This window comes from Paenibacillus sp. FSL H8-0034 (assembly GCF_038000305.1).
Classification (GTDB): Bacteria; Bacillota; Bacilli; order Paenibacillales; family NBRC-103111; genus Paenibacillus_S.
In genome coordinates, this window is the sequence record NZ_JBBOBS010000001.1 from 1,206,231 (window position 1) to 1,232,525 (window position 26,295).

Sequence of the window (26,295 nt, forward strand, 5' to 3'; positions counted from 1 at the left end):
GTCAAGCATCCACTTACGAAGTAAGTGTTTCTAAGAACGTTTTATATATTTAAAGGAAATCTAAGGAGGGCAATACATGGAAACTGGAACGGTTCACGATTTACCGTTTGTGCCAGAGGCGCGCTGGATTTGGGGAGAAGGGGAAGAAAGTCCGAGAAACGAATGGAGGTGCTTCAGGACTTCGTTCATCCCTGTAGTCGACCCCATGGGAAAAGCCGAGCTGCTGCTATCCGCAGATACCCGCTATGTGTTGTATGTGAATGGGGTGTTGGTTGGACGTGGTCCTGTACGATCGTATCATCACCAGTATGCTTATGATGTTTACGAGATCTCTCATTTGCTGCAATCGGGAGCTCCAAACAGTATCGCTGTATTGGTGCTGCATTTTGGGGTGGCGACCTTTTACAGCTTGCGGGGACGCGGCGGATTGCTGGCACAACTGACCTTGTCAGGTACAAGCAGCATCGTACCTGCCAATAGGAGTGAAGCTTCTGGAGCCGGGGCAAAACGGAGTTCGGAACCAAGGAAATCCATTGTGACGGACTCCAGCTGGAAAACGGCGCTGCACGCAGGTCACGATCCTCATCAGGCGCGGATGTCCGTACAGCATGCTTTTGCCGAGAGTACGGATGGCAGGCTGTGGGATGACAGCTGGACGGAGGCCAAATTCGATGATAGTGGGTGGCAGGCTGCACATACCATTGGTCCGGTAGGTACGGCACCGTGGACGGGTATGATGGAGAGAGACATTCCGATGCTTACTGAGGAAGTGGTGTACCCTGCACGGGTGGAATCGTTGAACCAAACGAGACCTCCGGCATGGTCGATTGCTATCGATGTCAAATACCAGTGGGAGGACTATGGCGCTGATCACGCCAATCACTACCAGGTTGCCGGGATGGTGGCGGCGCTAATACGTCTGTCCGAGCCGGGACTGGTGACTTTATGTATGGTGGGAACCTCATTTCTCGCTTGTGCGATTAATGGACAGCTGTATCAGAAATCGGATTTTGACGGGGAAGATCCGAAGCTGGAGCTTGGTGTGGAGCTGACTGCAGGAGACCACCTGCTGCTCCTTGACGTATCCGGCAAAGACCATGGCAAAGCCTTCCGGATTGCGTTGGATGCTAACGTTCCATTTGAGGTTGTATCACCTTTGGAGTCGTCATCATTAAGCAATGAAACGCAGCCATCGCCAGTCGTCACGGTAGGACCTTATAAGCATATGGTTATCAAGGATACCGATGTCGTGGATGCCAAGGAGACGGAGGCTTATGTTGAAGCCTTGTCCAAGGTTACCGAAACGATTAACCAGATTAAGTCGATAGAAGATTTACTTGGTGGGGCCTACCCGGTGAAAGCCATTTCTCCAAGTCTGGTTCGAATGGCGGATACGTTTGCGATGTCGATTTGGAAACAGGATTCCGTGAGTCATGCCGTTCCCGCATCCTTACAGCTTCTGGCAGCGGCCAATGGGGTACCTGTGGAGGCTCCATTATTTGAGGGAAGCGATACGGAATTTGTATTGGATTTTGGCAAGCAGTGGTCAGGCTTTCTGGAATTTGAGCTGAATGCTCCAGAGGGAACGGTAATCGACATGTATGGCTATGAGTTCCAGCAGGATGGCTGGCGCCAGGAAACCTACGGTCTGGATAATACGCTGCGATATACATGCCGTGAAGGCAGGCAAAGCTATGTATCGCCCGTTCGCCGAGGATTCCGTTATCTCATGGTCACCGTACGCGGCGCCGTGCGTCCGACTCTGTGGTATAAGGTAGCAGTCCGCCAAAGCAACTTCCCGGTTGCACAAATCGGCGAATTTCAGTGCTCTGACCCCTTATTAAATGATATATGGGAAATCAGTCGCCATACGACCCGTTTATGCATGGAGGATACATTCGTGGATTGTCCAGCTTATGAGCAGACCTTCTGGGTGGGTGATAGCCGTAATGAAGCCTTAGTTAATTATTATGTATTCGGGGCGACCGATATCGTAGAGCGATGCATGCGGTTGGTGCCGGGGTCGGCTGGACAGACTCCTTATTATGGGGATCAGGTGCCAAGCGGCTGGGTAAGCGTCATACCGAACTGGACCTTCTTCTGGGTCATTGCCTGCAAGGAATATGTCGACTACACAGGCAAAATCCAGTTTGCAGAGGACATTTGGCCGCATGTGAACTACACGCTTGATCATTACCTTCAGCACATTGGCGAGGATGGCTTGTTCAGCTTTAGAGGCTGGAACCTGTTGGATTGGGCACCCATCGACCAGCCGCGGGATGGTGTCGTTACTCACCAAACGATGTTTTTGGTGAAGACGCTGTACGCAGCTGCGGAATTGGCCGAAACAGCAAATGACAGGGTACAGGCCGTGCTGTATCGGGAGCGTGCCGCGCAGCTGGCTGCGGCGATCAACCTTCATCTGTGGTCAGAGGAGCAGCAGGCTTACGTGGATTGTATCCATGTAGATGGAAGGGTTTCGTCTATATTCAGTATGCAAACGCAGGTTGTGGCACTGATTTGTCATATTGCCAGCGGGGAGCGCGAGTTGATTTTACGCGAGTATTTGCTTGCACCTCCGGAGCATTTTGTGAAAATCGGGAGTCCGTTTATGTCTTTCTTTTACTACGAGGCGCTTGCCAAATACGGTGAAACGGGCCGTGTGCTGGAAGATATTCGTCAACATTTTGGCGAAATGATCGAGAATGATGCGACGACCTGCTGGGAGATGTATCCAGGCTTTAAGGAAAATCGGGCGAATCCGCGCATGCTGACACGCAGTCACTGCCATGCCTGGTCTGCGGCTCCGGGATATTTCCTGGGAGATCAGCTGCTCGGTGTCAAACCGTTAACTCCAGGCTGGACTCAGGTCAAGGTAGCGCCGTCTCCAGGAGATTTGCGTTATGCCAAGGGACGAATCCCACTGCCCGTTCAAGGCTGCATCGAGGTATCCTGGAAGCTGGATGCACAGCAGCGTCTGTTCCAGATTCGGGTAAGTGTCCCGAAAGAGATCCAGCTGGAGGTCGAATGTCCGACCGGCTACACGCCTGATATCACGATCGTTCGAATCTAGTCAACGAGCGAACACGGAAAACTTACCTCTTACGAAATATTTTGAATAGGTGTAATCAAAAAAGACGACTCAAATTCATTTACTGAATTTTAGAGTCGTTTTTTTATATTATTTGGAAATCGAAACTATGAATTCATTTATGGATTTATTGAATTAGTATTTTTGGATGTTTTAATACAATCCAAAGTACTTTAAGCTAAGATTGCTCGATCAACACACATGAGTAAAAAGCAGAAAGTGGGGAGAAGATGGGACATTTTGTCGAAGAAAATCTCGAAACCGTGCGTCACTACATGAAATGGGCTAGCCAAGCTTCAGAATGCGAGAAAGAAGCTGTGAAATTATTACCGGAACGAAAAAGCGCGCTGGCGATTAGGAAAGAGGTAGGAGAGTGCATATGAACACAACATCATCTTCGTTACGCGCCCGAGATTTGATATCGCCTACCTTAGCTGCTTTAATTTCTGTCATTGTCAACTATGGGGGCACATTTATTCTCGTGTTCCAGGCAGCAAAAGTTGCGGGTCTGAGTCCCGAAATGACTGCTTCATGGATATGGTCGATTTCCATTGGTGTGGGTGTAACCGGAATATGGCTAAGCTACCGATATCGTGAACCCATTATTACGGCTTGGTCAACACCAGGAGTGGCTTTTCTTGTTTCGGCGCTAGCCGTAACCCCATATGCGGAGGCTATTGGCGCTTATATGATATCTGCATTAGGATTTATTATTTTGGGGCTATCTGGTATGTTTGAACGTTTAGTCGGTCTTATACCACCAGGCATTGCCTCCGGGTTACTGGCAGGTATTTTATTGCAATTTGGAATTTCAGCATTCGGAGGAGCGAAAGTTGATCCCTTGCTTGTCGTTGTCCTGTTTGTAGCTTATGTGGTGTTGAAGCGATATACATCTCGATACGCAGTCGTTGGCATTTTGGTGCTCGGTCTTATTTTTTTGATTAGTACTGGGAAAGCAGATTTCAGTAATATCAAACTGGCTATAGCATCACCGGTATTTGTCGTTCCGGAGTTTTCGATTCATGCTTTATTGGGAGTTGCATTGCCACTGTTTGTTATTACCTTGACGGGACAATATATGCCCGGAATGCTTGTGTTGCGAAATGATGGATTTAAGACGAGTGCGAATCCGATTTTAACGGTTACTGGTTTGGGCTCGCTCCTTACAGCTCCATTCGGCTCACATGCCTTTAATGCAGCGGCGATTACTGCGGCGATTTGTACAGGGAAAGACGCACACGAGAATTCAACAAAGCGTTATATTGCAGGTATTGCATGTGGCGTTTTTTATATTTTTGTTGGAATTTTTGGTGTGACGCTGGCTGCTTTGTTTCTGACTCTTCCTGCTACCTTTATCGCGACATTAGCGGGATTGGCATTGCTGGGGACAATTGGTGGCAGCCTCACCAATGCTTTAGCGAATCCCAAGGGACGTGAGACAGCGTTAATTACTTTTCTGGCGACTGCTGCGAACGTTACATTGCTTGGAGTTGGTGGTGCATTCTGGGGGCTTATTGCTGGTTTGGCGGCACATATGGTGATTCATGGACAATTTCGCAGAAAGCAAAGCAGTACGAGTGGATTACAACAAGCTGAACAGAAATAGAAGGAGGCATTAAAAATGAATACTGGGAAAATAGCCATAGCTACGGAGGACGATAGCGGTGATGACACTAGTACGTGTTCATTCATTCAGATAAAGATAAGACTTATGCGGGGATGCTTATATTATGAAAGCATCTCCGCAAGACGATAAATTCCCCGTTCAATTGCAGCCTCGTCTACTTTTGCGAAGCCCAGCACCCATCCTTTTCGATCGCTTTCCAAACAATAAGTACTGAGCGGATAGACACCTATCCCTATTTCGAGCGCTTGGTAAGTAACGGTTTCCTCATCAAATGAATCCTCACCTTCTAGAAGCATGTGCAATCCCGTTTCTACGCCACTTAGTTTAAAGCGTTCGCCTAGACCGCTCGCGACTATGGCCTTCGTCATGGCTTCGTGTCTCCTCCGATATACGTTTCTAACTCTTCTCATATGGCGCATGAAATGCCCGTGTTCGATAAAGTGAGCAAGCGTTAATTGCTCCATAATTGGAAGATGGCGATAGGTCAACTCATGGACTCGAGCAAGTTGGTCTATAGCCTCCTTTGAACCAACGATTGCTGATATTCGGATACCAGGAGCAACCATTTTGGAAAAACTCATCATATATAATGTGTTTTGAGGCTGTTGGCTGAACAAAGTCGGAAGAGGATCACCACGATATCGAAATTCACTGTCATAATCATCTTCGACAATCCAAAATCGATTTTGAACGGCCATGTGCAGTAATTGTTGCCTGCGAGGTTCCGACATAATGACTCCAATCGCGCACTGATGCGAAGGGGTAACAAAGGCTAGCTTGGATTGTGGATGAATATGGTCTACTTGTATTCCGTATTCGTCGACAGGAACAGGAGCAACATTCATTCGCCGATATTTCATTGCCATCCAGGCAGCAGGGAAGCCGGGATCTTCAACAGAAACCGTGTCTCCTTCATTTAAAAGTGCTTGGGCGATCAAATCTATACTATGCTGGGCACCTGAAGTTAATAAAATCTGATCGATATGCACGTGGATGCCACGTTCTAATGATAAGTAGCGTTGAATCTGTTCGCGTAGCGGAACGAAACCGTGGGCATTGCCGTAAGTCCAACTGGTCAGGTCAGTTTCGTTTGAGGCTTGTAAAAATGATTGTCTCCAATTTTTTTGAAATTGTTCGTCCAAATACGGTTCATGGGGACTGAAATCGATCTCCACTTCCCGATGCTCTTTGCCTCTGAACCAATTGTGCAAATGGTTAACTGCAGCGTTTAATGAAGGCAATTCGGGCGGGACAGGTCCTTGAGAGGTAACGTCCTCTGAAGAACAGGTCATATAGCTCCACTCACTTACCCTTGTTCCGCCGCGCCGAGAGGTTAATGTGTAACCGCGACTGAACAATTCCTCATAAACGATCTGTATCGTTGAGCGAGAGACACCTACCAATAGGGCTAGTTCACGAGATGGAAGCAGCAATTCGCCTGGTGGCCATTTTCCAGTTGTGATATTATGGATAGCTTGGTCAAGCAGTTGCAGCCACAAGGGACGATCGTCGTTTCGGTTGACTTTTAGCATTCGATTCACCTCCAGGTGTAGTTACAAGTAAATAGGAATATGGATTGTTCGAATCTCTGATTCATGGAATTTTAATACAATCTATTAATTGATACACTATCATGACGACACATGCTATGCAATAAAATGGATTCAGACAAAAATCATTTATTAAATAACTTGAAATACATAGTTGTCAGAAAATTAAAAATAATCAGAATTATTTCTTGACATGGAAATGCTTACAAAATTATGCTTTATTTATTCCAAAAATACCATTTGCAGGGGAGCGGATAGCTGATGAGAATTTCCGAGGGAAATCATGAGTCGATTGTGGATGCTTCAAACCGTTGCTATACGGAGTATCAGTATTTTACAGGACTGTCTCTCTTCGAGCTTAATCGCCTACAAGGTAACTATTACTCGGAATTACATACGCTTCAGGAAGAATTTAATCACCTGATGAATGAACTGCGCGAAGAGCTGCAGCACAAACAAGGTCAGCTATCACAAACTGCGTAGCCAGTCTCACACACACCCTCAGACATAACTTCTACCTGCGCTGTGTGCAGTATCAGCATACAATGTATAACATAACAAGACCTTGCTTGCCCGGATCCGGGCAAGCAAGGTCTTGTCACGTTCTATATACAGACAGCATCAAGGTCTTTTCACTGCATTGCCAGCTCCGGCAGCAACAGCAGGCGCGCTGAGACCACCGATATATTGATCGTAGGCTTGATACATCTTGGCAGCGATAGGTGCAGCCCCGTACTTTCCGAACCGACCCTCGGGCACGACTACGGCTATCGCCAGGACAGGATCATTTATAGGGGCAAAAGAGATAAATACCGCGTTATCTACACGTCCGCCCGGAACGTCCTGTGTGGAGGTACCGGTTTTGCGGGCTACAGGAAAGGGCAGCTCTTCAATGCCTTCCGCTCCGCTTCGCATTCCATTAATGACCGTATCCCAATAGTTCTTAGGATAATTAACCTCGTTAAGGACTACAGGCTCATAACCACGAACAAGCTCACCGTTCGATTGAGTCACTTTTTCCACAAATTGCGGCATCATGCGTTTACCTCGGCTGGCCAGTGTTGCGGCAAACTGTGTAAGCTGCAGTGTCGTGTACTTTTCGTTTTGTCCCCAGGAGGCATAGACCATAGCGGATTGATAGCTGCTGGACTTGGCATTTTTATAAAACTCATTGGAGCCCTCGTACTCGTTGGGCAGCTTGCTGCCTGTTTTGACACCTAACCCAAATTCGGCAAAATACTTAGCCCATACGTCGAGTACCTCTGATTTCTCGCCACCGTATTTGTTATACAGCGGCATCCCGATCATCGCGGACATGAACGTATTGGACGATACTTGAATGGCCGTTGTTGGATTTAGCAATCCGTAGGCGTGTCCGTCCGAGTTGCTGATGGTTCGTTTATCCTTACCGAACGTAAATGAGCCGCCATCACTGTAAGTCGAAGAAGGTGTGATTACATTTTCCATCAAGCCGATCAGTACCGACAACGGTTTAACTGTAGAGCCCATGTAGACCAGGGAAGATGGGTGCTTGCTGCGCTCCTTTTCCGGATAATCGGGGTAAGAGGTTGTGATCGTACCGTTATTGATAAAAGGCATAATCTGGTTGTATTCTTCCGTACTCATGCCGCCTGTCCACGTATTTGTATCATAGTCGGGCATGCTGGCCATCGCTACGATCTTACCGGTTTTGACCTCCATAGCTACCGCATAGCCTGAGCGGGCATTGGGTGCGTAGGCGATATCGCCTGCCAAACGGCGGTTGCGAAGGAAATTCAGATGATCCGTAATCGCTTGCTGAGCGACCAGCTGTACATTTTTATCGATGGTCAGATGCAGGTTGTGGCCTTTTTCCGGAGGTGTGAGTGTGGCAGGGCCAATAATTTTTTGGAGAGCATTGACCGGATACGACTTGATACCCTTTTGCCCGCGAAGCTCATCCTGATACATCAGCTCCAGCCCATCGAAACCGACATCCTCCACCTCCAAATATTCGTCTCCCTTGTTTTTGTAGAAATCAAGCCCTGATACAGGGTTTCTTGCGGCATTATATCTTTTCATATAACCGACGAGCTGGGCCGATATGCTTTGCTTGTCGTACACGCGGATACTATCCTCAAACACTTCAATGCCCCGAAGCTGGTCGCGATGCTCCAATAAATAGGCAATTTCTGTATTGGTCAGGTCGGTTTTGATTCTTCGGGGAACGGAATAATAGCTGGGTTCCTTCGCCTTGTTCTTATCCATGTCGAATCCGACATCCATCAGCTTGAGAATATCACCGGCGCTGAGACGTTTTTGCTCCGGTTTACCGAAGCGGGCAAATATATCTTCAAGCTCCTTGGCAAGGCGGATAATGTCATCCTTATCGGTTGCCCGCCCTTCTACGCGGTAATATACGGATTGCATTGACCGCGATTGTGCGATTGGATAACCTGTGCGGTCATAGATGGTACCTCGGATGGGGGCGATGGGGCTATTGCTTTTGGTAATTTCGGATGTTGCTTCCTTCAGATATTTGCTCTCGACAAACTGTAAAATAGCCAAGCGCACAATCAGTACAGTGAAAATCAAAAAGGTAGCAAAAAAGAATATGTTCAGCCGTATCGAAAAATGTTTTTGTATTCTTCCCTTTTTCTGGTCCGGCGGTTCCTCCGTATATCTCGAAAATTGGTTTGCCATCCGTTCACTCTCCAAGCCCTGTATTCAGTTCATTACATTCGTATTCGTTGGTAAGGCAGCCCACAGCACAATCACCCAGAGAAGAATGCCACTTAGCAGTCCCAGCATGAGATAAACGATAGCCTTGCGCCATTGATTGCCCTTGTGCTGATGGCTTTCTGTGTTTCGCATCCATGACTCTCCTTTTACCTTTATTTTACCACGGGAATGATCAATAAGGCGAAAGATTAATTATAAAAAAACAGTTATTTTTCCAGGCCTGAATACTCATATGAAACTAATTCATGTACCTCAGCGTCTAACTGATTGGAAAATAATTATAAATTCAGGAGGAAACCGCGATGTGGAGATTTTTATTTATAGCAGTGCTATTCATCGTGCTGCTTGGACAGCTGCCGCAGCAGCTTCAGGCACAGTCTGGGCAAGTGCAAGTTACAATCCCTGAGTTTCCCATTACGTTGGATGGGGTGCAGATCGATCAGGAGCATAGCGCCTACCCGCTGATTACCTATAAGGACATTACTTATTTTCCGCTTACCTGGAATGCTGCGCGCGCATTAGGGCTTGCTTTCACTTGGAATCAGCAAAGCGGACTTACGATCGTTCCTGGCTACGAGCAGGGGCTGCCGGGCAAAGACAAATGGAGTCAGGATGATTCCGTCACGAATCGTCTGGGTGCCAGCTACAATGCAACGGTCGCATCCTTTAACGTTATGGTATATGAACAGCCGGTTGATCAAGCATCAGAGGCCTATCCACTGCTGCAATTCCGCGATATTACGTATTTTCCGATGAGTTGGCGTTACGCTCATGATCTATTTCATATGAATCTGCAGTGGGAGCGCATAGCTGGACTGACGATCACAACAGATCAGACCCGCCTGTTAGACCGTATCGAATATGATGATGAAAATTATGTGTACATCCGAAATCATATGTACAAAAACAACGAATATGGCTATATAAAAATTGCAAAATCTCTACAGGAGCCACCGCAGTGGATCAGAGGAACAACGGCAGGGGAGCTGTTTGAACATGTATCGCAATGGATGTGGACCTATAAGGATGAGGTGGCCTTGGAACGCAAGCAGGATGAGCTCTACTACAATAACCTGCAGCTGACCTCATTGACGAAGTATTTGAGTGAAAGCCAGACGCTCTTCGCGCTGTATCCTGACGCTGTGAATAACGGGGTGACCTACCGTGCTTTGACACATCGCTTGAGCGAGAAGCAAACGCTGCTGACGCTTTCTATTAACGTCGATGTACCGGTGAAAGGCCGCTTTCAAGGACCGAAAGAATACCAGCTCAGTTATCTGATTCGGGGAGGAGTCGTTACCGGGCTGCCTTTTTCAATAATCCGTGGGTCCTGGAATAACGCGGATGGAAGTCACTGGGTGGTGGGCGATAACTGGAAGCTGCTGCTTGTTAGTTCCCAAGGTGAGATTTCAACCGTGAACGATCTGTTTCAGGGAGCGGAGGTAGAGATTCCGCACTTTGGTTATCCGAGAACAAGTGAAGGAACATTGATTATTAAAACCCATTCGCCTTCATACAGCACGTATGCTCTGGATACAAAGCTGAACGTCAAAAAGCTTTATGGCGACTATGGAGCAGATCTTCCCTACGGTGCGTATGTAGAGGGCTATCATTATGATCTATTCAAAGTGGATGGAAATACGATCACGAATACAACGCGCAACGAGAGTCGTACCTTCTGGGACTATGAACTTTTTGGCGCCTCGGAGGTTACGGGTTCAAATCAAACTAAATAATGAACGTTTTCTTGATCGCCGTACTGACGCTGCTCTTCTCGCGTTGGCACGGCGTTATTTTTTTGACCATAAAATTGGAAAAGGGAACCTTTTATCCGATGCTTCGTCCAATTGTGTGAGAGGTGAGCAAGGGTGGCATTTGAATATTTGAAATCGCTCTCCAGCGGTATGGACAAAAATGTCATCTTAGAGGATTTGATGGTGGCATATGGAGAGGATGTATGGAATTATGCATTTTTTCTGACACGGCAATCCGAGCTGTCGGACGATATTACGCAGGATGTGTTCGTGCGGGTATATGAACGCTTGTTTTCTTATAGGGGAGAGGCTTCCGTGAAAACCTGGCTGCTTACGATTACACGAAATTTGGTCAGGGACCATTGGCGCTCGGCCTGGTTTCGCAAGGTTATGCCATTTGGAACACCACTGGCCAAAGGGGAGAGTGCCCCCTCAGCGGAAACAGAGGCACTGAACCGACTCGTCAGCGAGGAAGTGTGGCTGGTTGTGCTATCTCTCCCGATCAAGCTGCGTGAGGTACTGCTGCTGCATGCCCATCATCAATTGACGCATACCGAGATAGCCCGACTGTTGTCGATTTCCGAGGGTACGGTCAAGTCCAGATTGTATCGGGCGCGGGTGAAGGTCGGCAAGCTCATGGAGCCTACATGGAAACAACAGTGATCGCAGAGATATTTGGCCGTGCAGCGGGACTTATTCACCGCACTTCTAAGGGGGAGACAATATGAAGCACAACGAACCGGAATATTGGGAGAAACAGCTGGCAAATTCACCAATCCCCAAAGGTGAAGCAGGCTTTTCCAAGGATTTAATGCAAAAAGTTAAGGAGCGTGTTGAGATGCAGGAACGTCCGACAAACAGGCGGTGGCTGAAGCTGGCTCCGCTGCTGGCTATAACTGCGATGCTTGTGATCGGCTTTTTTCAATGGGAACGATTGGAAAGTATAGTCGGTCCCATGTCCAAGCCTGTTGTTCCGATGGCCTTGGAGCCTATCGATGCAGAAAAGGAATTCACCTTAAAGGTCGCCTATTTCCATGAGGACACCTTTATGATGCACTATGGCAAAGCCTACACCATTCGTTATCCCAATATTGAGGTCAAGGTCATTACGATGGGGGATAACGGGTGGAATAGCTATGACGATAAGGACAAAATCCTTGAGCTGCTGGATAAGGAAAAACCAGACGTCGTTTACCTGTCCCCGAATATGTACGGTGAGCTGGCCAAGGAAGGCCGTCTGTATCCGCTTGATCCTGTAATGAAGCAGGACAGCTACGATCTGAACAACATGTACAGCGGCGTTACGGAAACACTGCGCACAGCAGCAGAAGGCAAGCTGTATGGTCTGGCGCCCGATTACGAGATGAACGCGCTTTACTATAATAAGGATTTATTCGACAAATATGGTGTACCGTATCCGAAAAGCGGGATGAGCTGGGAAGAGACGATGCAGCTGGCGGCTCGTTTTCCGACAAATGGTCAAGGCGGCGATCGAGTGTATGGCCTATTGCCGACCTATTACAGTGAAGCCTCACAATTGGCCGGGCAAATTGCCAAAACGATGGGCTTGAGCATGACGAATGCGGATGGGAATCAAGTAACGCTGCGAACAGACGGATGGAAAAAGGCATGGAGTCTCGCTGCTGACGGGTATAGCCAAGGTTATGTATATCAGCCTGAGCCAAGGGCGAATCCGCAGGGCAATATCTTAATGGAGGATATGTACAAAAGGAATCCTTTTATTACTGGCAAGGCAGCAATGGCGTATTCCGGCTATTCACTCAGCAGGGATTTGGAGATGGCCAAATCACAGTATAAAATGAATTCATTTAATTGGGATATGGTCAGCGAGCCTGTTGATCTATCAAGACCGAATGAATCGGCGTCGTTCACGCTGGGTCCTGTATATGCAGTGAATGCACAATCCGAACATCAGCGTGCGGCCTGGGAAATGATCAAGCTTATCAATAGCACAGAAATTATTAAGAAGCTGAACCGTTCTGCAGGGGGAGGCAGCTTGTCAGTGAGGCTGCAATCCTTAAAGCCTGAGGATGGCCGCAACTATGCGCCGTTCTATAGCATGAAGCCAAGCACGGTGGGAGCCGAATCGGGACTTCATCCTCGTGTGCTGCGCAAGTTCATGGAGGCGTACAGCCCATTGGCAGTCAAACAGATGAAAGCGGTAGTGGAAAGGCGCTTGAAGCTGGACGACGCTTTGAAGCAGCTGCAGGAGGATTCGCAAAATGCGCTGTTCTCGGCGCTGCTTGATAGCCGAAACTAATTCATGGAGCTGTATGGTACCAGATAAAGGAGCGATTGAGCATGAAAGTAGCTTTCAGTAGGAAAAGCAAATCAGCACGGACTCCGGGATGGCACTGGCTTGCTATGTCCATCGTAGGCTTTGCGCTTGTATTAAGTGGCTGTGACAAGCCTGAGGAAGCGGCCGCCGCTTCCAAGGGGGTGCTTCGTATTGCCATAGGCAACGAGACTACCTTTGAATATATGTATGCCGATTATTTTGCTGCCAAGTTCCCTGAATTGGAGGTCCAGATTATACCGACGGAGGGGATTTATGGTCCCGGCAAAAAACCGCTGCAGGAGCTGACCAAGCTGATTGATCAGGAGAAGCCTGACCTGCTGTTCACGAGCTCTTTTGATTATGAGAAGCTGGCTTCGCAGGGAAAGCTGTACGACCTGTCCGCACTCATTGAAAAGGACCGATTTGATCTGGACAATTTACTGCCGGCGGCGGTCGATTATTTACGAATCAAAGGGCAGGGGAGTATATACGGATTAGCTCCTAAGTTCTCAAGCTCTGTACTGTTTTATAATAAAGAGCTGTTTGATCGTTATCACATCCCTTATCCGACAGACCAAATGACCTGGGCGGATATGTTCCGCTTGGCTCAGCGGTTCCCGGCAGAGGGTGGCAAAGGAGAGCGGGTGTACGGCTTTCATATGGGCTATATGAGCTCTCCACAGGATCTGGCTGATTATATAGGACAAGCTCAGGGACTTGGAATGATAGATGCTGAAGGAAAAAAACTGCTGATGCAGACGGATTCCTGGAAGCGAATCTATCAGCTGGTTATGGATGGCTATCGAAGCGGTGTGCTGCAATGGAATTATATCCCCGGCAAAACCCGATATGAAAAAGAGGATGTCGAGGCAGAGGATTTATTCAGTATCGGCCGCACAGCGATGACGATTTCCAATGAAGGACAGCTCAATGCTCTAAGGCAGCGGGGAGCCGCTTTCGAGTGGGGGATGGTGGGCACACCATCGGCAGATCAGGGGCATATGCGTAATCCCAATTTTTATTTATCTCCCATCTACAGCATTAACGCTCAGGCTGAGCATGTAAAGAGTGCATGGGAGGTCATTAAATATTTCAATGGTGCGGAGGCTGCAAAGATTGAAGCGAAGACTTCCAACGATTTGCCGGTTCGCAAGGCGTTCGCCCATGAGATGGATGGGCACAGTCTGGAGCCTTTTTATCAGGTGAAATATGAGGAAACGGTGCAGGGCGGATATAATGAAAACGTACCGGGTACATTTATTGAAAAGTATCGTTCCATTGCCAAACAGCAGGTTGACGCCATGCTAACAGGAGAAGTTACCGTCGAGCAGGGCTTGCAGCGCATTCAGGAGCAGGGTCAGCAGGCATTGGATGAAGCCTATGCGGCTGAGGTCAAGTAGGAAAACGGATGAAATTAATAAGAATGGTTTCCCTCAGCAGAGCTGGGGGTCTTTTTGATTCCATGCGAATTGTATTTACATAAACCGAATAATCGATTATTATTTTATTGTAGTAGAGTGGTAAAGTGATAAAGCACGATAGATGGATAAGGAACCAAGCTTTAATTGGATTTTTTATGGTACGATAGAGCATATGGCATCGCAACTAAGCAAAGCAAGCATAGGAATGGGGGCTTTTTCATGATTAAAGCAGTCGTATTTGATTTTGATGGATTGATTATAGATACGGAAACCGTATGGTATGAAGCTTTTAAGGAAGTATTGCAAGCTTACAATGTTCAATATCCTTTAGAGGAGTTTGTGAAGGTTATTGGCACTCATGATGCGCTGCTGAATCAATTTCTTGAGGCTAGGGTGGGTCTTGCCGAAACTGCAGTCGTTCGAAAGCTGGCCAAAGAAAGTTATTTGGTGAAAATACAAGCGTCAGAAATCCGCGATGGGGTTAAGGACTATCTGGAGACTGCACAGGAGCTTGGTTTGAAAATTGGACTGGCCTCCAGCTCTAATCGGACATGGGTGGAGGGGTATTTGAAGCAGCTTGGGATTTTTGACTATTTCGAAGTGATAAAAACAGGCGATCAGGTCGAAAAGGTAAAGCCAGATCCTGCTTTATACATAAAAGCGATAGAGGAGCTTGGGGTAGCTGCGGATGAGGCGATCGCTTTTGAGGACTCCTCCAATGGTGCAAGGGCAGCCAAAGCGGCAGGCTTACATTGTGTCATTGTACCTAATGAGGTTACAAAATCGATTATTTTTGACCAATATGATTTAAGGATTCATTCCATGAGCGAAATGAGCTTGCAGGAAGTCATCGAGTATTTAGAGAAAATTTGTGATTAAGGGGCAGTCTGCTGCAATTGGACTTGTTTTTACATACTAAAATGTCCTAAAATAAATTTATATGCTTAAAGTGAGATTAGTTTAACCAAATCCATATAAAGAAAGGCCAACATAATGAATGAGACGAACGCTTTATACCAAGAGGCGATGGATGTATTGGCTGAAACCAGTCGAACCTTTTTTATACCGATCAGCCGTCTTGTGCCCGGCTTGCAGGAGGCTGTAGCTTCTGCTTATCTGTGCATGCGAGCCATCGATGAGATCGAGGATGACCCCTCTCTGGCGGTCGAAATTAAGGTTAAGCTGTTGAATGAGATCAGTGATATTCTCCATCAGCCAGTCTATGAGGAAGCCTTGGCAGCGCTGCTAACCCCGTATAAATCGGTGCTGCCGGAGGTCACATTACGGCTGGCGGATTGGGTCCGGTTCTGCCCGTTGTCGGCGAGTGACGTTGTACGGGAATCAACCTCAACCATGGCCCGAGATATGGCTGGCTGGGTTGAAAGGGATTGGCAGGTTCATACGAAAGAGGATTTGGACAGCTATACTTATTGTGTGGCAGGTGCGGTGGGCGTGCTGCTGTCGGAGCTATGGTTATGGCATGACGGTACTGAATCCGATTATACGGAGGCTGTAGCTTTTGGCCGCGGCTTACAGACGGTTAATATTCTTCGTAATCGTAAGGAGGATATGGAACGGGGAGTCGACTATTTTCCCGATCAGTGGGGAACGGAAGAAATGTTCGCCTACACTCGCGGCAATCTGGCGTTAGCTGACCGTTATGTCGCTAATTTGAAGCCCGGCCCAGTGTTTGATTTCTGCAAGCTGCCGTTAGCATTGGCTCATGGCACACTCTCGGCTCTGGAGGCTGGGGAAGAAAAGCTGAATCGCGCTGCCGTTATCGAGATTGTGAAGCAGGCATCCGCAGAATGAGAGTATTTCCATCGCAATAATGAAGAGGCTGTCCCGAAGTCAATCGACTTGTGGGACAGCCTCTACGTGTTGGACACATAATGCTGGGAAGCTTTACTTATAAGCCCATCCGGGTGAGCGCACCCTCAAATGAGGTGTCGACCTTATCATCACCGCATAAGAAACGCCAGAACTTGGCGGTTTGGATCTGATTGACACGCGCTTCGTCGCCGCACCAAGGATGGTAGGCCTTCTTGAACACCTCACGAACTTCCTCGCTATTGTAACCATCGGTATTGAACAGATTGCGCTGCTCTTGACCGGGGCGCAGCCGCAGCTTGAACACATAACGGGTTTCATCCGTATGGTTGGGCTGGGCGCAGTGCCATATGCCGTGATGGAGAAAACCGATTGTACCGGCTTTGGCTACCATTCGTTTTTGTCCTACGATATTTTTGTATCGGCTGATGCTGCCATTGCTGACCTTGCGCAAATGCGAACCAGGGAGCACCAGAGTAGGCCCCATTTCATCCGGCGCGTCGTGAGAGAAATAGAACGCTTGAATATCATAGCCAAACGGGCGAGTATCGATGACGGAATCGGCATGATAGCCTTGACCCTTAAGGTGTTTGGCGCGAACAATATGCATAAATGAATGGTCATAGATAGGATATTGACCGACAAAGCTTTGAAGTGCTCCCTTTACCTGGGGCAGATTAAAGATATCCTGAATCACCTTCGATTCGTTCCAGTAGGTGGAACCGTTGCCCTGGAATTCCCGCTGCTCCTTATAAGCAGCTTCATTCAGTTCTTGCGGGACGACTTCGTCCAGTCGGAGAAAGCCATTCACGGCAAATTCGGCCATTTGCTTGGCGGTCAGGAGATGCTGCTTTTCTATGCTACTCATCGATCGTCACCTTCTTTTCCAATACGGTTTCATAAGGCAGATGTCCTTGGTCATGTTCAAAGCCTGTGCGGAAGATCGGCATCGTTGGCAGTTGGATGACGTTCCAGCCGTCGCGCATAGCGTCAAGCACGGAACCGTAGATCGGCTCGTTGGAATCGCCTGTGTTCATCTGCAGCTGCCCCTTGGGAATTGTGCTGTCGTAGAGCGCCCAGGCTACGGTGCGGCTCTCAAGATCGGGATCACTGGAATGGAGTATCAATATCTTTTGTCTGGTCAAGCTCATGAATAGTCCTCCTTAGAGTTTGCGAAGCAAACTTGCTTCGAAAGCATTTACTTAGAGTTTGCGAAGCAAACTAGCTTCGAAAGCATTTACTTAGAGTTTGCGAAGCAAACTAGCTTCGAAAGCGGTTAGAAGTCCGGTGAATAAGTCCCGCTGCGCGGCCAAATATCCTTCCGATCACTGTTGAAATCGTGAAATGGGATGAGATTTAGTGGTTTATTCACGATTTCAAAGGCGAACGCTGACGCTTCTCCAGGACCATTTGGCCGCTGCGCTCATTATTCACCGGACTTCTTGAGTTTGCGAAGCAGCTTTAACAAAAATTGAATCCATAAACGTTCCTGGTTGTTACTCAAGTGGTGTTGAAATTAGCTTTAGCACATTCACCTCGTAAGCGGTATCAGGCTTGTGTGTGAGCAGCTGATATATGTATTGTAGTATGCAAAAGGCGATCTGAGGATGTATGATAGTAGCATAAGTTTACACAATACTAAGGAGTTATCAGTCTAATGGAGGGCTCATATGGATCAGGACAAGCTGCAGCTGCAATTGATACGCAGTTATTTGGAAAATGCTCAAATCATGATGCAGATGGCTCATTATACGAAGGTTGGGCCGAGCTGGCGGGATTCATACCGGATGACCGACGTGAATCGGCTCTATTATATACGTGAGGGCAGCGGGTGGATTCACATTCGCGGCAAGGATTATTATCCGAAAGCAGGTCAGCTGTATCTGCTTCCAGCCGGGATGAAATTGGCTTATGCACGGGATGATGCCGACCCGCTGGGCAAATACTGGTGCCATTTCTCGGCTACGGTGGGAGATGTGAATCTGTTTCAAATGCTGGAGCAGCCGCACTGGATACAGGTTCAGGATGAGGCGCGGCTGGAGCAGCAATTTCAGCAATTGGTCGAGCTGCATCGCAGCAATACGTTGACCGCACCTCTGAGGATCAAATCGATCCTGCTTGAGATTATTTCCGAATATATTGAGCAGTCCACCGAGCAGCCGCATCTGACAGCAACTACGAGCACATCAAAGATTCATAGTGTGCTGTCCTACATCGAAAGCCATTTGTCCGAGCAGATGTCGGTAGATGAGCTGGCCAAGCTGGTGCACTTTCACCCGAATTATTTTATGCATTATTTCAAAACCATGATGGGTCTTTCACCGATCGTCTATATTAACAAAAAAAGATTGGACAAGGCACGCAGACTGCTCACAACAACTGAGCAAACGATCTCTGCGATAGCCGATGAAATCGGAATGGAGCTGTATTATTTTTCGCGTATTTTCAAAAAACAGACAGGCATGTCACCGTCTGAGTACCGCAAAGCCTCCGGGAAAGCGCATATTTCCGAGGAGGAGATCGAGCAGGAGCCGAACGGGATTTTCCCTCATTAACAAGAGGCTAGGGAAGGTCAGTTATTCAGTGCACCTGAAGGAAAGTTTGGCTATTAATGGAATTGGGGATTTAATAATTATTCAAAATTGATTATGATGGGGATAGAGAACAAATACATTCGGGTACAGAGAAAGGAAAGTGATTGGGATGCTTCGCCGTTTTTTTTCCTATTACCGGCCTTATAAAGGGCTTTTTATTCTCGATTTTGCTTGCGCGGTGTTTGCGGCTTTACTGGAGCTCGGATTTCCGTTAGCCGTCAATCAGGTGGTGGACAAACTGCTGCCCAGCAAAAACTGGACCTTGATTTTATGGGCGTGCGTAGGGCTGCTGGTGATTTATGTATTTAATATGTGCATGCAATTCGTGATCAACTACTGGGGCCACAAGCTCGGCATCAATATTGAAACCGACATGCGGCGCAAGCTGTTTGAGCATGTACAGAAGCTGTCGTTCCGTTTCTTTGACAACAATAAAACAGGCCATCTCGTCTCTCGGATGACCAACGATCTGATGGAAATTGGCGAGGTTGCGCATCATGGGCCTGAGGATTTATTCATTGCTGTGATGACGCTGCTTGGAGCATTTGCCATCATGCTGTCCATCAACGTGAAGCTGGCTATTCTTACTTTTGCGATGGTGCCTTTCCTGATCTTCTTTTCCATCTATTTCAACAAAAAAATGACGGCTGCGTTCCGGCGCATGTTTGCCGATATTGCCGACTTTAATGCCCGTGTGGAGGACAATGTAGGCGGTATTCGCGTCGTACAGGCTTTTTCGAATGAAGAGTTTGAAAAGTCGCTGTTCGCTGTAAACAATGGTCGTTACCGGCTCACCAAGCTGCTTGCTTACAAGATTATGGCCTGGAATTCATCGATCAGCTACCTGCTGATGCGCTCGGTTTCGCTTATCGTGCTCATGAGCGGAACGTGGTTTGTGCTGAACGAGTCGATGAGCTATGGTTCGTTTATCGGATTCGTACTGCTGACTAATGTCTTTTTGCAGCCTATTCAAAAGATTAATACGGTTATTGAGAGCTATCCGAAGGGGATTGCCGGCTTCAAAAGATACACGGAGCTGCTGGAGACAGCCCCGGATATTGACGATGTTCCGGATGCGGTGGAAGTCAACTCGCTGCGCGGTGATATTCGTTATCGTGGTGTTTCGTTCGGCTATGAGGAGCAGGCCCATGTGCTGCACAACATCGATCTGACGATTCATCAAGGGGAAACGATCGCTTTTGTAGGTCCGTCAGGTGCCGGTAAATCGACGATTTGCAGCCTGTTGCCCAGGTTCTATGAGGTTCAGGAGGGTAGCATCAAGATTGACGGCATCGACATTCGCCAAATGAAGCTGTCCTCGCTGCGCAAGCAGATCGGGATTGTCCAGCAGGACGTATTTTTGTTCACAGGGACCTTACGGGAAAATATCGCCTACGGCAAGCTGAATGCAAGCGAAGAGGAGGTATGGGAAGCGGCCAGACGTGCGCGTCTGGAGGAGTTTATTCGTTCGCAGGAGCTTGGCATGGACACGATTATCGGCGAACGGGGTGTGAAGCTGTCGGGTGGACAAAAGCAGCGGCTTGCGATTGCCAGAATGTTTTTGAAAAACCCGCCGATCCTGATTCTCGACGAAGCGACCTCGGCGCTGGATACCGAAACCGAAGCTGCCATTCAGCAGTCGCTAACCGAGCTGTCCAAGGGACGTACGACGCTGATTATTGCCCACCGATTGGCTACGATCAAGAATGCGGACCGGATCATTGTGGTTACCGAGGATGGCATATCTGAGCAAGGCCGACACGGCGAGCTGATCGCTGCGGGTGGTGTTTACAGTCGTCTGCATCAGGCGCAATTTGGTTCGTAAAATTAATTGAACCCTTATCAAAGATCGTACGATTCAGTCCTTATGGACCGGATTGTGCGATCTTTTTTTGGATTTTCTGTGTTTTTCCGACAGATCAATTTTTGTCTTACCTGTGTAAAAGAGCGGTCTGACGGCGATTATTGGTCTCTCTTTTATGGATACATGTAAGTCTAAAGCAGCACTACGGCTGTAATTGGATAACAGACAATGTCTTACCTTCAACAGTACAAAAAGTGTCTGTTCAGCGCCGTGCTGATCCATGGTAACATGGGGCCAGTCTTCAAAAAGTGTTGAACACGCAAGGCTAAGTGAACGAGAATAGGGTTGAGGGAGGACAAGTCCGTGAAGCTGATTTACAATCATCGTGATCCTGTAATTGAATTTGGTGTGGAGCAGTTGAAAAAAGCTCTTGAGCTTAAAGGTATTTATTATATCGAGCAGTTTGAGGGACATGGAACGGTTGTGCTGCCTGATCAAGGAATCGTTATTAGAAACATACCAACAGCACGAAATCAGGCTCCGTTGTATGCGAATGAAGCCTTTCGTATTTATAAAAGTGGAAACCGGGTGCACATTGAGGGCTCGGATTCCCGAGGTGTCCTGTATGGGTGTCTGGAGTGGGCTGAACGCATTGGGCGTGGAGCGGATTTGAAGGCGAACGAGGAGATCAGCCGTGAGCCTGCGCTTGGTGTTCGGGGTATCAAGTACAATCTTCCTTATGTTCCATTTGATGATGGAGATCCTTTTGTGCTGAATGCGGCCACATGTATGGATATCGAGTTCTGGCGTGCGTATATCGATATGCTGGCGCTGAATCGTTACAATTGCCTCAGTCTGTGGTCGGAGCACCCTTACCATCTGATGGTCGTATCGTCCAAGTACAGGGAAACCAATCCTTACAGCGATGTACAGATCGACCGCAATATTCGTTTTTTCCGAGAGCTGTTTCGTCATGCAGCCCATCGTGGTATTGATATTTATTTGTTTACATGGAATATCAGGCTGACGCCGGAGGTAGCGCGCGGATTGGGGCTTCCGGAAAATGTTGGGGATTACGGCGATATGTACGATGAGCTAATTCATCGAGTTGGGCTGCCGCTTAATCGCTTTCGCGGCCAATCCGAGGTAATCCGCGATTATATTCGTGAGATGGTGCTGCAGGTGCTGTTAACCTATCCTGAGCTTAAGGGTTTGGGGACATCGGCAAGCGAATGGATGGATGGCAGCGGGCATGAACGGGAGCAATGGATCGTCGAAACGTATGTGGAAGCCATCAAGCAGTCGGGGCGGACCATCCCGTTCATTCATCGAACCAATATGCAGAGTGCCGGCAAGGAAATCAAGGAGCTGGTACAGCCGTTATTCGATCCGAAGCAGTTTTATATTAGCTGGAAATATTCGAATGCCCATGCTTACTCCCATCCAGAGCCGCAGTTCGAGAAGCTGTGGGACGCTTGGGACGGGATTGATCTGTCATCGACCCAAATTTTATATACGGTACGTAATGATGATGTGTTCACCCACCGCTGGGGCGATCCCGATTATGTGAGAGCCTATGTAAAAGGAATGATCAAGCCCTACATTAAAGGATTTTATTGGGGCTCGGATGGTTATGTGTGGGGACGCGACTTTCAGCATATCGATCATGGACATAAAACGTGGAAGTATGATTTTGAGCGGCACCTGCTGCAGTTCCAGCTATGGGGAAGACTTGCCTATGATCCGGAAACCGATGATTCGACGTGGACGTATTTATTGCAAAAGCAGTATGGACCGCAGCATGCTCCCGACTTTTTACAAGGCCTGCGAGTGGCCTCGCGAATTATACCTGCTGTAAATCGCTTGTTCTGGATCGACTACGATTTCCAATGGCATGCAGAGAGCTGCTTGTCCCAGGTGAGCGGCTTCAAAACGATTCTCGATTTTGTCGGCGGTGTTCCGATGCCTGGAGTAGGCGTAATGGGTATTGCTGAGTATGCTCAGGCTGAGCAAGAGGGTCGGTTGGAGGCCTTACAGGCACATTACGGGGAAACACCTGCCGATATTATACGCATTCTTGATGAATCAGCCAAAGCTACGGAGCTTGCGGCAGCCCATCTGGAGACAATTCTTGGCGAATACCGGGGCAGTCATGCGGAATGCACACTGCTGGATTTACAAGCCTACGCGGCGATGGGACACTATTACCGCTGCAAGTTTGCTGCAGCATTGGAGCTGAATCGGTACAGGCTCAACGGGAAATCATCGCATCAAGAGCAGGCTGTTGTCCTACTGGAGGAAGCCTGCGGTCATTGGGAGCGTCTTGGATTTTTCTGGAGCCAGCATAACAAGCCTTATTTTATGGCCCGGGTGAAGCGAACCTTCGGTTACCCATATTATGCTGAGGATGTAAGAAGCGATGTGGAGCTGGCGCGGCGGTTTGAGCCGTAATAAGTAATGATACAAGGAGGCCATACCGTGAAACGGTGTGGTCTCAGCTCGTTGTATGCTTGGCAGGCCCATCAATCAAATGGGCTTTTATTCGTGTTATAATGGAGAAAAACAAGCATAGGAAACAGCGGCTGGTATCGTTATCCAACTGGTTTTGTAACACTTATAACTCAATGTTGATGGAGGGTTAGCTGTGGAATGGAATTATTATAATACGTTTATTACGGTTTCGCCGGACTGTCCCGCAGTGATGGGTATGGTGCCGCCAGATAAGAAATCTGGAAAGACGAAGCCCGGAATTGAATTTGAGTTAGTGTCGCAGGCTCCTTATGTATATACGCAAGAGGAGTTATTGTACGAAGTACACATTCGGCACAAGGAAATTCCGCAAGAGGTATTATTGGATCATGGAACTCAATACAGAGATGAGTTTTTTCAAAAACCGACGGCCTGTCTAAGGGCATCCATGCTGCCCAAGAAATACGGATGGGGCATTCATTTTAATTCGGAAGGGAAAATGGCTCTCGTCCCTATGGAATCTGCTGAATATCAGCATTTTATCGATGGCGATCATGCCGAGATCAAGCTGGTCGCCGCTATGCGCAATAGCAAGGGAAAGTAGAATATCCTCTGTCGAGGTTATCCCTCCAAAACATCAAAGCTAATAGCTAAGACCAGACAGTGTATTTACTGTTTGGCCTTAGCATTTTTTATTTGAAGTCCTACATTATCTCTTAAGCCTATTAGGTGACAAAAGGTAAAATAGGGTTGCGTTCCCAATGATGATGACTGTAATTATGTAGCAGGCAATTGCTTGTCAAAGAAGGAGCGCCAGTTTCTGTGCAGCAAGCCTTCCACAAAATCATTCGAATAGTGGTTGGCAAGAAGCTCTGCGAGCGCGTTGTATCTACCCATATGCTCAAGTCCGTTTGTAAACTGGACTGTGCCATCAAAATCGGAGCCGAAGCCGATATGCTTACTGCCTCCCAGCGAGGCTATATAATCAATATGCCGCAGCAGGTCGGTCATAACAGCTGGCTTCTCCGAATTGACCAAGGGGGGAATAAAGGTGAGGCCAATGCGCCCGTCTTTTTGCAGGATCGCCTGAATTTGATCCTTGGTCAAATTGCGTTCGTTCGGAGAGATGACGCAAGCGTTGGAATGGGAGGCGATAAATGGCCGCTCGGACAGTTCTGTGAGCTCCCAGAACCCCTTCTCCGTCAGGTGGGACACATCCAGAATGATGCCGAGTTCATCGCATTGCTTCACGAATTGCTTGCCTTTTAACGTAAAGCCTCCTTGTCGCGGTTCCTTCACCCCATCGGCTGCCCAATTCGCATAGTTCCATGTGATTCCGATAGAGCGGACGCCCAAATGAAAGAGCGTCCTCAGATAAAGCTCTCGTCCCATTAACGGTTCAACGCCTTCAAGTGTCAGCATGGCTCCGATTCGACCCTCCGTCTCAGCCTGCCGTAAATCGGCTGCGGATCGAATCTGCATCATCTTCGGGTGAGATACAATTTTGGAAGCAAACAGATCAATAGCTTTCAGGATGTGATCGAATTGCGGATTGATGATCTGCACGGACATATAGACGGCAAACAGCTGCAAGACAGAGCCCGCTTCAATCAAACGCTCAAGCGTAACATTCAAGCGATCCGCATCATGAAAGTCGATCTCCGGGTGAAGCATCATCTTATTCAGCACATCGCAGTGCGCATCGATAACTTTCATTATCCTCGTCCCCATTCTGATAAAATGTCAACACTGTCATCATGCTGCTATATTATTAAGACTCACGTGAGAATTGATTGTTCGGACGAGACAGCCCGAGATGATCACGAAGCATGGTCCCTTCATATTCCGTCCTGAACAGTCCACGTCTTTGCAATTCCGGAACGACGAGATCAACAAACTCATCCAGACCATCCGGCAAGTACGGAGACATAATATTAAAGCCGTCCGCGCCTTGCTTAACGAACCATTCCTCCAGATGATCGGCGACCTGTGCAGGAGTTCCGACGACTGTATGATGACCACGTGATCCGGCTACCCTCATGTACAGCTCACGAATGGTCAGCCCTTCCTTGTGGGCGATATCGATGAGCAAATGATTCCGGCTTTTGTCTCCATTGCTTTCAGGCAGATCCGGTAACGGTTCGTCCAGAGGATATCCGGAAATATCATGTCCGAGCTTACGTGAGAGAACATCAATTCCGACTGCGGGGTGTATCAGCTCTTGCAGCTGTTCCAGCTTGTCCTTGGCTTCCTGCTCGGTGGCTCCAATCACAGGGAACACCCCTGGCATAATGAGCAGCTCGTTCGTTGATCGTCCGAATGCGGCGACCTTCGCTTTAAGCCCGGCGTAAAAAGCTTGTGCTCTTTCAAGTGTAGGCTGTGCGGTGAAAACGAGTTCGGCCGTTTGAGCTGCCAGATTCTGGCCTTCTTCCGATGAGCCGGCTTGAATAATGACCGGGTAGCCCTGTGGGGAGCGCGAGATGTTTAGGGGGCCGCGCACATTGAAGTGCTCCCCGCGGTGATGGAGGACATGCATTTTGCTGCTGTCCGCGAAATGTCCTGACTCCTTATCAAACAAGAAAGCATCGTCTTCCCAGGAGTCCCATAATCCGGTCACGACCTTCAAAAATTCCTTGGCGCGTTCATAACGGAGGGAATGCTCCAAATGGTATTCTTTACTGAAATTCAACGCTTCGTCTGCTAGTGCCGAGGTCACCACGTTCCAGCCCGTGCGTCCTCCGCTAATGTGGTCTAGTGACGAGAACATGCGAGCGATATGGAAAGGCTCGTTATAGGTGGTTGTGGCTGTGGCTGCCAGGCCGATGTGGCTCGTAACCGCTGCCAGGGAAGCAAGCAAAGTAAGCGGCTCCAGACGAATGGTCACATTGTGATCGAAAAAGGAGTTATAGTTAGGAACGCCAAGCGTATCGGCAAAAAAAACGAGGTCCAGCTTGCCCCGTTCCGCTGTGCGAGCCATTTCCTGATAGTACTTAACGTCTACAACCCTGCTGGCCCCGGCATTGGGGTGTCTCCAGGCCGCGACATGATGTCCGGTTTCCATTAATATTGCGCCAAGCTTCATTTGTTTATTTTGATTGCTCATAGTTGATTTCCCCTTTCTATAGGACCCTGAAT

General features: G+C 48.1%; 20 protein-coding genes. 13 read left to right on the forward strand and 7 right to left on the reverse strand.

Annotation, left to right across the window (positions count from 1 at the left end; genetic code table 11):
* The first annotated feature begins 76 nt into the window (after positions 1 to 76).
* Positions 77 to 3,073 (forward strand): family 78 glycoside hydrolase catalytic domain, encoded by a 2,997-nt coding sequence (locus NST47_RS05505; protein WP_341154233.1) that lies wholly within the window; start codon positions 77 to 79, stop codon positions 3,071 to 3,073.
* A gap of 397 nt (positions 3,074 to 3,470) precedes the next feature.
* A complete protein-coding gene (locus NST47_RS05510) occupies positions 3,471 to 4,697 on the forward strand; it encodes a benzoate/H(+) symporter BenE family transporter (protein WP_341154234.1) in 1,227 nt (408 codons plus the stop codon).
* Positions 4,698 to 4,819: 122 nt separating this feature from the next.
* Here NST47_RS05510 and pdxR read toward each other — a convergent pair whose 3' ends face one another.
* Positions 4,820 to 6,250 (reverse strand): MocR-like pyridoxine biosynthesis transcription factor PdxR, encoded by a 1,431-nt coding sequence (gene pdxR / locus NST47_RS05515; RefSeq protein WP_341154235.1) that lies wholly within the window; start codon positions 6,248 to 6,250, stop codon positions 4,820 to 4,822.
* A gap of 279 nt (positions 6,251 to 6,529) precedes the next feature.
* Here pdxR and NST47_RS05520 point away from each other — a divergent pair, with 279 nt between their 5' ends.
* Entirely contained in the window at positions 6,530 to 6,751 is a 222-nt protein-coding gene (locus NST47_RS05520) for a hypothetical protein (protein WP_341154236.1), read from the forward strand.
* A gap of 138 nt (positions 6,752 to 6,889) precedes the next feature.
* Here the strand turns inward: NST47_RS05520 and NST47_RS05525 are convergent, their stop codons facing one another.
* Both NST47_RS05525 and NST47_RS05530 read right to left on the reverse strand, forming a co-directional pair.
* Positions 6,890 to 8,950 (reverse strand): peptidoglycan D,D-transpeptidase FtsI family protein, encoded by a 2,061-nt coding sequence (locus NST47_RS05525; protein WP_341154237.1) that lies wholly within the window; start codon positions 8,948 to 8,950, stop codon positions 6,890 to 6,892.
* A 24-nt stretch (positions 8,951 to 8,974) separates the two neighbouring features.
* Positions 8,975 to 9,121, reverse strand: coding sequence for a hypothetical protein (locus NST47_RS05530; protein WP_179097652.1), 147 nt, complete (start codon positions 9,119 to 9,121; stop codon positions 8,975 to 8,977).
* Positions 9,122 to 9,291: 170 nt separating this feature from the next.
* Between NST47_RS05530 and NST47_RS05535 the strand changes: the two genes are divergently transcribed.
* The 6 genes from NST47_RS05535 (at position 9,292) to NST47_RS05560 (ending at position 16,275) form a co-directional block, all read left to right on the forward strand.
* Positions 9,292 to 10,725 carry a hypothetical protein gene (locus NST47_RS05535; RefSeq protein ID WP_341154238.1) on the forward strand — a complete coding sequence of 478 codons (1,434 nt, stop codon included), beginning with the start codon at positions 9,292 to 9,294 and terminating at the stop codon, positions 10,723 to 10,725.
* A 132-nt stretch (positions 10,726 to 10,857) separates the two neighbouring features.
* Positions 10,858 to 11,406, forward strand: a complete 549-nt coding sequence (locus tag NST47_RS05540; protein ID WP_341154239.1) for an RNA polymerase sigma factor — start codon at positions 10,858 to 10,860, stop codon at positions 11,404 to 11,406.
* A gap of 61 nt (positions 11,407 to 11,467) precedes the next feature.
* Entirely contained in the window at positions 11,468 to 13,024 is a 1,557-nt protein-coding gene (locus NST47_RS05545) for an ABC transporter substrate-binding protein (protein WP_341154240.1), read from the forward strand.
* A gap of 41 nt (positions 13,025 to 13,065) precedes the next feature.
* Positions 13,066 to 14,442, forward strand: a complete 1,377-nt coding sequence (locus NST47_RS05550) for an ABC transporter substrate-binding protein (protein ID WP_341154241.1) — start codon at positions 13,066 to 13,068, stop codon at positions 14,440 to 14,442.
* Between the two features lie 240 nt (positions 14,443 to 14,682).
* Positions 14,683 to 15,342, forward strand: coding sequence for an HAD family hydrolase (locus tag NST47_RS05555; protein ID WP_341154242.1), 660 nt, complete (start codon positions 14,683 to 14,685; stop codon positions 15,340 to 15,342).
* Positions 15,343 to 15,456: 114 nt separating this feature from the next.
* Positions 15,457 to 16,275 carry a phytoene/squalene synthase family protein gene (locus tag NST47_RS05560; protein ID WP_341154243.1) on the forward strand — a complete coding sequence of 273 codons (819 nt, stop codon included), beginning with the start codon at positions 15,457 to 15,459 and terminating at the stop codon, positions 16,273 to 16,275.
* Between the two features lie 97 nt (positions 16,276 to 16,372).
* Here NST47_RS05560 and NST47_RS05565 read toward each other — a convergent pair whose 3' ends face one another.
* Both NST47_RS05565 and NST47_RS05570 read right to left on the reverse strand, forming a co-directional pair.
* The gene (locus NST47_RS05565; RefSeq protein WP_341154244.1) at positions 16,373 to 17,161 is read right to left on the reverse strand and encodes a phytanoyl-CoA dioxygenase family protein; all 789 of its coding nucleotides are present in this window, start codon (positions 17,159 to 17,161) and stop codon (positions 16,373 to 16,375) included.
* The gene (locus NST47_RS05570) at positions 17,154 to 17,444 is read right to left on the reverse strand and encodes a hypothetical protein (RefSeq protein WP_076235740.1); all 291 of its coding nucleotides are present in this window, start codon (positions 17,442 to 17,444) and stop codon (positions 17,154 to 17,156) included. The genes NST47_RS05565 and NST47_RS05570 overlap by 8 nt, the downstream gene beginning before the upstream one ends.
* 519 nt (positions 17,445 to 17,963) lie before the next feature.
* On the opposite strand from NST47_RS05570, the gene NST47_RS05575 reads away from it, so the two are divergent.
* The 4 genes from NST47_RS05575 (at position 17,964) to NST47_RS05590 (ending at position 23,764) form a co-directional block, all read left to right on the forward strand.
* Positions 17,964 to 18,848 carry an AraC family transcriptional regulator gene (locus NST47_RS05575; protein WP_341154245.1) on the forward strand — a complete coding sequence of 295 codons (885 nt, stop codon included), beginning with the start codon at positions 17,964 to 17,966 and terminating at the stop codon, positions 18,846 to 18,848.
* Positions 18,849 to 18,996: 148 nt separating this feature from the next.
* Positions 18,997 to 20,712 (forward strand): ABC transporter ATP-binding protein, encoded by a 1,716-nt coding sequence (locus NST47_RS05580; RefSeq protein ID WP_341154246.1) that lies wholly within the window; start codon positions 18,997 to 18,999, stop codon positions 20,710 to 20,712.
* A gap of 342 nt (positions 20,713 to 21,054) precedes the next feature.
* Positions 21,055 to 23,142, forward strand: coding sequence for a hypothetical protein (locus NST47_RS05585; RefSeq protein ID WP_341154247.1), 2,088 nt, complete (start codon positions 21,055 to 21,057; stop codon positions 23,140 to 23,142).
* Positions 23,143 to 23,335: 193 nt separating this feature from the next.
* Positions 23,336 to 23,764 carry a DUF6157 family protein gene (locus NST47_RS05590; protein WP_076235748.1) on the forward strand — a complete coding sequence of 143 codons (429 nt, stop codon included), beginning with the start codon at positions 23,336 to 23,338 and terminating at the stop codon, positions 23,762 to 23,764.
* A gap of 173 nt (positions 23,765 to 23,937) precedes the next feature.
* Here the strand turns inward: NST47_RS05590 and NST47_RS05595 are convergent, their stop codons facing one another.
* The gene (locus NST47_RS05595) at positions 23,938 to 24,876 is read right to left on the reverse strand and encodes a dipeptidase (protein ID WP_341154248.1); all 939 of its coding nucleotides are present in this window, start codon (positions 24,874 to 24,876) and stop codon (positions 23,938 to 23,940) included.
* Positions 24,877 to 24,931: 55 nt separating this feature from the next.
* Positions 24,932 to 26,263: an LLM class flavin-dependent oxidoreductase gene (locus tag NST47_RS05600; protein WP_341154249.1), complete on the reverse strand. Its 1,332-nt coding sequence runs from the start codon at positions 26,261 to 26,263 to the stop codon at positions 24,932 to 24,934.
* Between the last annotated feature and the right edge of the window lie 32 nt (positions 26,264 to 26,295).

Bases quoted from the DNA above. Each gene is read 5' to 3' on its own strand.
- NST47_RS05505 (WP_341154233.1), top strand. From the start codon at position 77: ATGGAAACTGGAACGGTTCACGATTTACCGTTTGTGCCAGAGGCGCGC.
- NST47_RS05510 (WP_341154234.1), top strand. From the start codon at position 3,471: ATGAACACAACATCATCTTCGTTACGCGCCCGAGATTTGATATCGCCT.
- pdxR (WP_341154235.1), bottom strand. From the start codon at position 6,250: ATGCTAAAAGTCAACCGAAACGACGATCGTCCCTTGTGGCTGCAACTG.
- NST47_RS05520 (WP_341154236.1), top strand. From the start codon at position 6,530: ATGAGAATTTCCGAGGGAAATCATGAGTCGATTGTGGATGCTTCAAAC.
- NST47_RS05525 (WP_341154237.1), bottom strand. From the start codon at position 8,950: ATGGCAAACCAATTTTCGAGATATACGGAGGAACCGCCGGACCAGAAA.
- NST47_RS05530 (WP_179097652.1), bottom strand. From the start codon at position 9,121: ATGCGAAACACAGAAAGCCATCAGCACAAGGGCAATCAATGGCGCAAG.
- NST47_RS05535 (WP_341154238.1), top strand. From the start codon at position 9,292: ATGTGGAGATTTTTATTTATAGCAGTGCTATTCATCGTGCTGCTTGGA.
- NST47_RS05545 (WP_341154240.1), top strand. From the start codon at position 11,468: ATGAAGCACAACGAACCGGAATATTGGGAGAAACAGCTGGCAAATTCA.
- NST47_RS05550 (WP_341154241.1), top strand. From the start codon at position 13,066: ATGAAAGTAGCTTTCAGTAGGAAAAGCAAATCAGCACGGACTCCGGGA.
- NST47_RS05555 (WP_341154242.1), top strand. From the start codon at position 14,683: ATGATTAAAGCAGTCGTATTTGATTTTGATGGATTGATTATAGATACG.
- NST47_RS05560 (WP_341154243.1), top strand. From the start codon at position 15,457: ATGAATGAGACGAACGCTTTATACCAAGAGGCGATGGATGTATTGGCT.
- NST47_RS05565 (WP_341154244.1), bottom strand. From the start codon at position 17,161: ATGAGTAGCATAGAAAAGCAGCATCTCCTGACCGCCAAGCAAATGGCC.
- NST47_RS05570 (WP_076235740.1), bottom strand. From the start codon at position 17,444: ATGAGCTTGACCAGACAAAAGATATTGATACTCCATTCCAGTGATCCC.
- NST47_RS05575 (WP_341154245.1), top strand. From the start codon at position 17,964: ATGGATCAGGACAAGCTGCAGCTGCAATTGATACGCAGTTATTTGGAA.
- NST47_RS05580 (WP_341154246.1), top strand. From the start codon at position 18,997: ATGCTTCGCCGTTTTTTTTCCTATTACCGGCCTTATAAAGGGCTTTTT.
- NST47_RS05595 (WP_341154248.1), bottom strand. From the start codon at position 24,876: ATGAAAGTTATCGATGCGCACTGCGATGTGCTGAATAAGATGATGCTT.
- NST47_RS05600 (WP_341154249.1), bottom strand. From the start codon at position 26,263: ATGAGCAATCAAAATAAACAAATGAAGCTTGGCGCAATATTAATGGAA.